Genomic DNA, 9,891 nt, shown 5'->3' with positions numbered 1-9,891 from the left:
CCGGGCCCCACGCCTGCGCGGGTTCGCGTCAGCGGTTGGCGCCGGGTACCCACAGCACGTCGCCCACCTCGCGATTCGCGTGCCGCGCCAGAATGAACAGCAGGTCCGACAGGCGGTTGAGGTACTTCACCGTCAGCGGGTTCATCGAGTCGCCGTGTACCTCCAGCGCGCCCCACGTGGTGCGCTCGGCGCGGCGGGCGACGGTGCGGGCCTGGTGTAGCAGCGCCGCACCGGGAGTGCCGCCGTTGAGGATGAAGCTGCGCAGCTTCTCCAGGTTCTCGTTGTACTGGTCGCAGGCTGCCTCCAGGGCGTCGATGTAGCTCTGTTCCACCCGCAGCGGTGGGTACTTGGGGTCCTCGACCACCGGGGTGGACAGGTCGGCGCCCAGGTCGAACAGGTCGTTCTGGATGCGGGTCAGCAGTTTGACCACATCCTCGTCCAGGTTGCCGAGCGAGAGCGCGACGCCGATCACCGCGTTGGTCTCGTCCACGTCGGCGTACGCCGCGAGTCGAGGGTCGGTCTTGGCGGTGCGCGACATGTCCCCGAGTGCGGTGGTGCCGTCGTCGCCGGTGCGCGTGTAAATCCGGGTGAGGTTGACCATGACGCAAACCCTAGGGCGCGGATCGTCCGGAACGGGCCCTGGGGGCGCGCTTTGTCCGTGCTTGGCGTGGTCCGTGGCCGGGTCCGGGAATCAGTACGATTCTCCGATGGACAGGTTCCGGGTGACAGGTGGTCAGCGACTCGCCGGCGAGGTGCGGATCACGGGCGCGAAGAACAGCGCGCTCAAATTGATGGCTGCAGCGCTGCTCGCCGAGGGCACCACGGTGCTCGAGGAGGCACCCCGGATCCTCGACGTGGAGATCATGAGCGAGCTGCTGCGGCGGCTGGGTTGTGAGGTCGAGGGGGAGACCACCGGGACGGTGCGGATCGGGGTGCCGGCGGCGCCGCGCTTCGAGGCGGACTACGACCTGGTGCGCAGCATGCGCGCGTCGATCTGTGTGCTGGGGCCGCTGCTCGCGCGCTGCGGCGAGGTGCATGTCGCCTACCCGGGCGGGGACGCGATCGGCTCGCGCGGTCTCGACATGCACATCGAGGGCTTGGTCAAGCTCGGTGCGACCGTGGAGAACTCGCACGGGGTGCTGATCGCCAAGGCGCCGAACGGGCTGAAGGGCACCACCGTCTGGCTGGACTTCCCGAGTGTGGGCGCGACCGAGAACATCCTGATGGCCGCGGTGCTCGCGCAGGGCCGCACGGTGATCGACAACGCGGCGCGTGAGCCGGAGATCGTGGACATCTGCTCGATGCTCACCGAGATGGGCGCGCGGATCGAGGGCGCCGGTTCGTCCACGATCGAGATCGAGGGCGTCGATGGGCTCAAGCCGGTGCGCCACCGCACGGTGCCCGACCGGATCGTGGCCTGCACGTTCGCGGTCGCGGCCGCGATGACGCTGGGCGACGTGACGGTACGCAACGCCCACCCCGAGCATCTGGAGATCGCGCTCGACAAGTTGACGCTGGCCGGCGCCGAGGTGTCGCACGTGCGGGACGGGTTCCGGGTGGTAATGGATCGACGGCCCAAGGCGGTTGACGTGGTCACCCTGCCGTATCCCGGGTTCGCCACCGACATGCAGCCGTTCTTCGCCGCGATGAACTCGATCGCCGAGGGCTCGGCGATGATCACCGAGAACCTCTTCGAGGCGCGCTTCGTGTTCCTTCAGGAGTTGCTCCGGCTGGGTGCGTCGATTCGCACCGACGGACACCACGCGATCGTGCGCGGGGTCGAACAGCTCTCCGGCGCCCCGGTGTTGACCGCGGACATCCGCGCCGGGGCGGGCCTGGTGCTGGCCGGCCTGGTGGCCGACGGGGACACCACGGTCAGCGGGGTGCACCACATCGATCGCGGCTACACGGGCCTGGAGACGCAGCTCCAGTCGCTGGGGGCGAAGATCGTCCGGGAGCCGGAGCCGGAGAGTACCTCGCGTTTCTGACGGCCCGTCAGGTAGGGGTGCGTCGGCGCCGTCGACGGTCCGGCTACGCTCCCGGGAGCACCGGCGCCCGCGGGGCGTCGGCTCGGGATCGTGTACTGGAGAGGTAGCGCAGTGACCAACAAGATCGCCGTCATCGGGGCCGGGCTCATGGGGTCGGGCATCGCCCAGGTCGCCGCGCAGGCCGGATACGACGTCGTCCTGCGCGATGTCACCGACGCCGCCCTGGAGCGCGGGCTGAGCGGGATCGCGGCCTCGTACGACAAGTTCGTCGCCAAGGGCAGGCTGACCGCCGAGGACGCCTCGGCGGCGCTGGCCCGGATCGCCACCACCACCGACCTGGAAGCCGTCGCGGACGCGGACGTCGTGGTCGAGGCGGTGTTCGAGCAGGTCGAGGTCAAGCAGGCCGTATTCCGCGAGCTGGACCGGATCTGCAAGCCCGGCGCGGTGCTTGCGAGCAACACCTCGGCGATCCCGATCACCGGGATCGCCGCCGTCACCGGCCGACCCGAGTCGGTCGTGGGCATGCACTTCTTCTCGCCGGTGCCGTTGATGAGCCTGTGCGAACTGGTCCGCGGCTTCAAGACCTCGGACGCGACGCTGGCCGCCGCACGCGAACTGGCCGAGGCGATGGGCAAGACGTGCATCGTGGTCAACCGGGACGTGGCCGGCTTCGTGACCACTCGGCTGATCACCGCGCTCACGGTCGAGGCGGTGAAGCTGTACGAGGCGGGCGTGGCCACCGCCGAGGACATCGACATCGCCTGCAAGCTGGGCTTCGGCCACGCGATGGGACCGCTGGCCACCGCCGACCTGACCGGCGTGGACATCATGCGCAACGCGACGAGCAACATCTACGCCGAGAGCAAGGACGAGAAGTTCGCCCCGCCGGAGCTGCTCAACCGCATGGTCACGGCGGGCGACCTGGGCCGCAAGACCGGCAAGGGTTTCTACGACTACTGAGCCCTGTGCGACGGCCGCTCCGCGACCGACTTCGGAAACTTCCAGGTCATGGGGCGGTCGTCGGGCGGCCGTTGGCCCGATGGGCGGCGTACGGCCTGTGCATCATCTGATGATTCGTCACTGATACGAGTGAAGTCCGATGTGATGAGTGAGGATTATCGGGTTTTGGGTGTTCTTCTGGGAAATCGAACCGTCATCGAACGGACGGATCCCCCCAGGAGGAGACGATGCGCGTTTGGGGCCACCCACGTGAGCTGCACTTGGAAGGTGTGCTCGACGTGCGGGCCGCCGCCGATGTCCGACTGGCGCTGCACGACGCGCTGGACAACGGTGACGGCGACCTGATTCTCGACCTCACCCGGATGTCCGCCCTGGACACCACCGGCCTGGGCCTGATCGTCGGCGCGCATCGGCGTGCGGGTCGGTGCGAACGTCGTCTGGTGCTGACCGGGGTCAATCCGGACGTGTACCGGGTGCTCGTGTTGACCCGATTGCACCGTATCCTCACGCTCCGCCAGCCCACCGCCGCCTGATCCGGTCGATCGGGCGACCGGGCCGACACAGTGTCGGGCCGACCGGGCAACGACTTGCGTGCTGTGGTCGATCACACCTGTCCGGAGCTATTACCCGTCAGTACACTCCGTGGTAAGCAGGGCCGCACCAGGCGCGGTGACGGCGGACCAGCGGGATAGCCCAGGCCGGTAGTCGCCGAGTACCGGTCGGTCCGGAACCCTCCGGAGGTATTCCGTGGCGAGCCAGACGCCCTCAGCTCAGCCCTCGCAGCCGGCCACGCCGTCCCCGGCCGGTCGGCCCCCCAGTTCTTCGAGCAAGGGGGCTCCGATCGAGCAGGCATCTCCGATCAAGCGTGACCGTCCATGGGTCATGCGCACCTACGCCGGCCACTCCTCGGCCACCGCCTCCAACGCGCTCTACCGGCGCAATCTGGCCAAGGGCCAGACCGGCCTCTCGGTGGCCTTCGACCTGCCGACCCAGACCGGCTACGACCCCGACCACGTGCTCTCGCGCGGCGAGGTCGGCAAGGTCGGCGTGCCGATCTCGCACATCGGCGACATGCGACAGCTCCTGGACGGCATCCCCGTCGAGGAGATGAACACCTCGATGACGATCAACGCGACCGCGCTGTGGATGCTCGCGCTCTACCAGGTCGTCGCCGAGGAGCAGGGCGCGGACATCGCCAAGCTCACCGGCACCACGCAGAACGACATCATCAAGGAATACCTGTCGCGCGGGACCTACGTCTTCCCGCCCGGCCCCTCGCTCAAGCTGATCACCGACACCGTCGCGTACACGGTCTCGCACATTCCCAAGTGGAACCCGACCAACATCTGCAGCTACCACCTCCAGGAGGCGGGCGCGACTCCGGTGCAGGAGATCGCCTACGCGATGTGCACCGCGATCGCCGTGCTGGACGCGGTCCGCGATTCGGGGCAGGTGCCGGCGGACCGGATGGGCGAGGTGGTCCAGCGCATCTCCTTCTTCGTCAACGCCGGGGTGCGGTTCGTCGAGGAGATGTGCAAGATGCGGGCGTTCGTCCGGTTGTGGGACGAGCTCACGCTGGAGCGCTACGGAGTACAGGACGCCAAGCAGCGCCGGTTCCGCTACGGCGTACAGGTCAACTCGCTCGGCCTGACCGAGGCGCAGCCGGAGAACAACGTCCAGCGCATCGTGCTGGAGATGCTGGCCGTGACGCTGTCCAAGGACGCGCGGGCGCGGGCGGTGCAACTGCCCGCCTGGAACGAGGCGCTGGGGCTGCCGCGACCGTGGGACCAGCAGTGGTCGTTGCGCATCCAGCAGGTCCTGGCCTACGAGTCGGACCTGCTCGAATACGGCGACATCTTCAACGGTTCACACGTGATCGAGGCCAAGGTCGCCGATCTGGTGGCGGGCGCGCGCGAGGAGATCGACCGGGTCCAGGCGATGGGCGGCGCGGTTTCCGCGATCGAGTCGGGCTACATGAAGTCGCAACTGGTCGGCTCGCACGCGGCCCGGCGGGCCCGGATCGAGGCGGGCGACGAGGTCGTGGTCGGGGTGAACCGGTTCGAGACCACCGAGGAGAACCCGCTCACCGCCGACCTGGACGCGGCGATCATGAGCGCCGACCCGGACGCCGAGCGCTCGGCGATCGAGAAGATCAAGGCATGGCGCGCGGACCGCGACCCGGAGGCGGTGGACGCGGCGATGGCCCGGCTGCGCGAGGACGCGCGTTCGTGGAAGGCCACCTCGGCGGTCAACCTGATGCCGGCCACGCTGGCGTGCGTGCGCGCCGGGGTGACCACGGGGGAGTGGTCGCAGGCGCTGCGCGAGGAGTTCGGCGAGTATCGGGCGCCGACCGGGGTGTCCGGGGTGGTCGGCGTGCAGGATGGCGCGGGGCTGGCCGAGGTGCGCGGTGCCGTGCGGCGTACGGGCGAGGAACTGGGTGGCCGGTTGCGGCTGTTGGTCGGCAAGCCGGGGCTCGACGGGCACTCGAACGGGGCCGAGCAGATCGCGGTGCGGGCGCGCGATGTCGGCTTCGAGGTGGTCTACCAGGGGATTCGGCTCACTCCGGAGCAGATCGTCGCGGCCGCGGTCGAGGAGGATGTGCACTGCGTGGGGCTGTCCATCCTGTCGGGATCGCACCTGGAGCTGATTCCGGATGTGCTCTCGCGCATGCGCTCCGCGGGGATCGGTGATGTGCCGGTGATCGTGGGCGGGATCATTCCGTCCGCGGACGCCGTGGTGTTGCGGTCGCAGGGGGTCGCTGCCGTTTTCACGCCGAAGGACTTCGGGATCACCGACATCATGGGGCGGATCGTGGAGGTGATCCGCGAGGCGAACGGCCTGGCGGCCGAGGCTGCGGTGTCGGTGGGCTGAACTCACCGCGCCCGGTTCGCGGCGGGGGCCTGTCCGCAAACGCCGGACGGGCCGAATGGGGCCGCGTTCGAAGCACATCGCCGGATTGCGAGTCGCGTGGATTCGTGGGTGTCCTCAAGCGCCGGACGGGCTGTTTCGGCCCGTCCGGCGCTTGGGGTCGGGCCGGCTTATGGGACCGGGTGGCCCATGTCGGTGGTGATTTCGGTGGGAGTCAGGGCGCGGTTGTAGATGCGGACGTCGTCGATCAGGCCGGCGAAGTATTCGCCCCAGACGCTGTTGCCGCCGATGCGCAGCGCGCCGCCGGCGTCCACGATCGGGCCGGTGTGCGCGGTGGCCCCGACCTGGACGCCGTCGACGTACAGGCGCAGCGTGCTGCCGTCGTAGGTGGCCGCGACGTGCGCCCACGCGCCGCCGGTCAGTGGTGCGGCGCCGTCGGCGTAGGTGTCGTTGTTGGTGCCGGTCGTGTTGATGGACGTGTTGGGCGCGGCGGTGCCGTTCGCGTACAGCGCGTAGGACAGGCCGCCGCCACGTTCCTTGAGCAGGATGGTGCGCCAGTTCGTGATCGCCGTGGGTTTGACCCATGCCTCCAGGGTCATTCCGGTGGTGAGCGTCGGGCGGGCGCTGTGCGGCACCGTCACCATCGACGAAGTTCCGTTGAAGGAAAGCGCGTTGCCGGAATGGCCGGCGACCCAGGTGCCGCCGGTGACGGTGCCGTTGTTGCCCTGGCCGGCGTCGTCCGTGACGATCGTGCCGCTCGTCGCGTTGAAGCCGTACGCGGCCATCAGACCGGCCGGCTGTCCGTCGACCTCACGATAGGTGGCGGTCAACGTGGTCGGCGTCGCGGGCGCGGTGATGTTGTGCGCGGCCGCGCCGCCGTCCGACCAGGACACGAATTCGTAGTTCTTGCCGTTCAGGGTCTGTGTCGTCGGCGCGGCTATCGAGGATGTGCCGCCCACGATCACCGTGCTGGTGAACGGTGCCGGGCGTTGTGCGGAGAACAGGCCCAGGGTCAGGCCCGGCGGGTCGGAGGCGAGCGTGATGTTCACGGTCCGCGGGTCCAGGCGCACGCTGGTGGTCCCGGTCAGGCCGCCGGAATCGGTGGCGGTCAGCCGCAGTTCGAGCCACGACGGATACTCGTGGTCGACCGCCGTGAAGGTGCCGGACGTGCCGCCCTGGCCGGTGATCTGGTGCTCGTGGCAGTCGGTGGGCGTCGTGCAGTGATGCATGATGATCTGCCAGTTCAGGCCCGTGCCCGGGATGGCGCCGTCCTGCGGGTCGGTCGCGTGGCCGCTGAAGGCGATCGGATCGCCCACCTTCCAGGTCAGTGTCGCGGCCGGGGTGTCGATCACCGGGGTCGGCGGTGCGTTGCCCGCCGAGACGGTGATCGGTGCGGAGACGCCGGTCAGGCCCACCGGGTCGGTGACCCGCAGTCTCACGGTGTAGGTGCCGGGAGCGGTGTACGTGTACGACGGGTTCGCCGCGGTCGAGTCGTCGAACGCGCCGTCGCCGTCCAGGTCCCAGGCGTAGGTGAGGGTCTCGCCCGGATCCGGGTCGGTCGACGCCGAGCCGGTGAACGCCACGGTCAGCGGCGTCGTTCCGGTGGTCGGGCCGGCCGAGGCGACCGCGTTCGGCGCGCTGCCGGTGTAGCGGATCCGGTGGATCGCGCCGTCCTCGAAGCCGACGTAGTACACGTCGCCTTCGGGGCCGGTGGTCAGCTGCACCGGGTTCGCGTTGCTCACGAACACCTGGCGGGTGGCCGGATCCGGGAGCCCGTCCGGACCGGCCAGCATGCTCCACACGCAGCGCCGACTGTGGTCGGCGAAGAACATCGCGTTGCGGTAGGCGGCCGGATAGCGCTGTCCCGAGTAGAAGGTCACGCCGGAGATGGCCGAGCCGTTGCCGGTCGGACAGCCGTCGCCCGGGACCACCACGGCGCTGTGCTGGTAGGCGTAGTAGGGCGCCTTGACCGCTCCCGGGCCCTCGGCGTACAGGTTGGCGCACAGGTTCAGACCGATCGACTCGTAGCCGCCCTGGCGGGCCGAGCCCTCGTAGCAGGGCCAGCCGAAGTTGGCCACGGCGCTGCCGGAGGGGATGAGCCGGTCGACCTCCTCCCAGGTGCCCCAGCCGACGTCGCCCACCCACAGCTCGTTGGTGCCGGGCCGGAAGCCGAACCGGAACGGGTTGCGCATGCCGGCCGCCACCAGGCGGCGGGCATTGGCGTCGGCGCTGCCCGCGAGCGGGTTGCCGGGCGCGCCCGCACCGGTGTTCGGGTCGATCCGGATGATGCTGCCGTTGAGCGCGAACGGGTCACCCGGCGTACGGAAGTCCTGCGCGCGCAGTGCGCCGCCCTCGGCGGTCGGCGCGGTCAGTACGGTGCCGACCGGACTGTTCCCATCGGCACACGGGTTCGCCGGGATCGGATCCTTGCCCGGGATCGGGCCACTCGCCGTGCTCTGGCCGTAGTCGGCCCAGTCGAAGCTGGCGCCGTCCCCGGCGGATGCGTAGAGATAGCCGTCCGGGCCGAAGCCGAGGCTGCCGGTGGCGTGCGAGGGGAACTGCTGACACCAGCCCTCGACCAGCACCTGTTCGGGGCCCGCGGTGTTCCCGGTCGCGGTCAGCTTGGCGATTCGGCCGGTGATCAGACACCCCTTGGCCTGTGCGCCCGGCGGGTCCGGGCAACCGTCGTCCAGACCGGTGGCGGTGCCCCAGTAGGGGGCCGATCCGCCGGGGCGCGCGTCGTGCGCGTACATCACGTAGACCGATGGATCGGTCGGGAAGTTCGGGGCCAGGGCCAGGCCGAGCAGGCCGCGGTCCCAGAAGTTGTGCACCTTCGCTCGCAGGTCGGCGAACACCGTGGGCGTGGGATCGGTGAGCGAGTCGAACACCTTGACGACGCCGGACTTCTCGGCGACGAAGACCCGTCCGTCCCCGGCGAAGGCCACGTCGATCGGCTGGGTCAGGCCGGTCAGTACCGAATCGTCGGAGAATTTCGGCGGCACCGCGGCGGCCTGCGCGGAGGCGGCACGCGCGGTCTGTGCCGAGCCGAAGAGCTCCGGGCCGGGCGGGCGGGACGATGAGTCGGAGACTACCGCGGACGAGGCCGGCGATGCGCCGGCCGAGGGTATCGACAGTGCCAATGAGGCGAACAGCGCGGCGGCGCAGGCGAACCGGGTCCTGTGCCGGCTCACCCGCCGTCCCGTGCGTCGCAAACGTATGGAACCGGACGTGATGGAACCGGACATGTATGTCCCCCTGTTCCCCCTGTGCGCCTGACCGTCGTGGCGCCACTTGTGCACCATAGGGCGACACGACGGGCAGGCACCGACTTTTCGGCAAGCCCGTGACGCCCTCGGGCCCGGCTCGATCGGATCGTCCCGTGACCACTCGAAGGCGCGCGCGTTGATGTGAAGAGGGAGCGAAGGTCGGCCCGGACCCGGTCCGCTCGACGGCAGGAGGTGGCAAGGTGGTACGCGGTACGGCGGGAGTACGCGCAGCCCATGGACGGCGGCCCCGCTGCTCGGCGCGTCGGTGCTCAACGATCTTGTCACGAACCCGGCGCCGGGTATCGGTGTGCCGGCCGCGCCCGGCACACTGATCACCGGTTTCCGCCCCCGAGTGCCCGGACTTGTCCCCGGCCGCACCGGCGCGTCGAGGAACCACGACGGGGAGCACAGGGAGTGGCATGAACGGCGGCGGCAGGGAACGGCCGGAAGAAGACGGGGAAAAGCGCTTCGAGGACGATCCGCTCGGGCCCTTGGCCGATACGCCGACGGATTCGGCCGGCGACGCGATGGACTCCTACGGCGACTCGATGGACTCCGTCGGCGGTTCGTGGGGTGACGACGCCTATCTGGACGAGCTGTTCGGGCCGCGTCCGCAGGCCGGTGCGGTGCGTGCGGGGCAGCGCGAGGAGCCGGGCGGGTCGGGGGCCGCGTTCGAGCCGCCGGCGTCCGAGTCGCGGTCCGAGAGTGAGCCGCCGGCGTCGCCGTTCGGGGCCGCGGCCGGGTTTTCGCCGCCGCCCGGAGCGTCCGCGGGGTCCCCGCCCTCATCCCGGACGTCCGCCGCGCCTTCG

At 70.0% G+C, this 9,891-nt stretch carries 6 protein-coding genes; 4 read left to right on the top strand and 2 right to left on the bottom strand.

The window, feature by feature from the left end; genetic code table 11:
* Nucleotides 1-28 precede the first annotated feature (28 nt).
* On the bottom strand, nt 29-601 hold the full coding sequence (locus tag A3IC_RS0138810) for a cob(I)yrinic acid a,c-diamide adenosyltransferase (RefSeq protein ID WP_020555464.1): 573 nt from the start codon (nt 599-601) through the stop codon (nt 29-31).
* Nucleotides 602-707: 106 nt separating this feature from the next.
* On the opposite strand from A3IC_RS0138810, the gene murA reads away from it, so the two are divergent.
* From murA to A3IC_RS0138790, 4 genes are all read left to right on the top strand, one after another.
* Nucleotides 708-1,988: a UDP-N-acetylglucosamine 1-carboxyvinyltransferase gene (gene murA, locus A3IC_RS0138805; protein WP_020555463.1), complete on the top strand. Its 1,281-nt coding sequence runs from the start codon at nt 708-710 to the stop codon at nt 1,986-1,988.
* Between the two features lie 111 nt (nt 1,989-2,099).
* Nucleotides 2,100-2,948 (top strand): 3-hydroxyacyl-CoA dehydrogenase family protein, encoded by an 849-nt coding sequence (locus A3IC_RS0138800; protein ID WP_020555462.1) that lies wholly within the window; start codon nt 2,100-2,102, stop codon nt 2,946-2,948.
* Nucleotides 2,949-3,175: 227 nt separating this feature from the next.
* On the top strand, nt 3,176-3,481 hold the full coding sequence (locus tag A3IC_RS0138795) for an STAS domain-containing protein (RefSeq protein ID WP_020555461.1): 306 nt from the start codon (nt 3,176-3,178) through the stop codon (nt 3,479-3,481).
* A gap of 349 nt (nt 3,482-3,830) precedes the next feature.
* Nucleotides 3,831-5,819: a protein meaA gene (locus A3IC_RS0138790; RefSeq protein WP_020555460.1), complete on the top strand. Its 1,989-nt coding sequence runs from the start codon at nt 3,831-3,833 to the stop codon at nt 5,817-5,819.
* A 167-nt stretch (nt 5,820-5,986) separates the two neighbouring features.
* Here the strand turns inward: A3IC_RS0138790 and A3IC_RS59040 are convergent, their stop codons facing one another.
* Nucleotides 5,987-9,007, bottom strand: coding sequence for a LamG-like jellyroll fold domain-containing protein (locus tag A3IC_RS59040; protein ID WP_211232332.1), 3,021 nt, complete (start codon nt 9,005-9,007; stop codon nt 5,987-5,989).
* Between the last annotated feature and the right edge of the window lie 884 nt (nt 9,008-9,891).

Origin of the sequence: Embleya scabrispora DSM 41855 (assembly GCF_000372745.1) — a bacterium.
In the GTDB taxonomy this organism is placed as follows: domain Bacteria; phylum Actinomycetota; class Actinomycetes; order Streptomycetales; family Streptomycetaceae; genus Embleya; species Embleya scabrispora.
The sequence above is the reverse complement of the archived record's forward strand: the minus strand, read 5'-3'. Positions and strand labels throughout refer to the sequence as shown.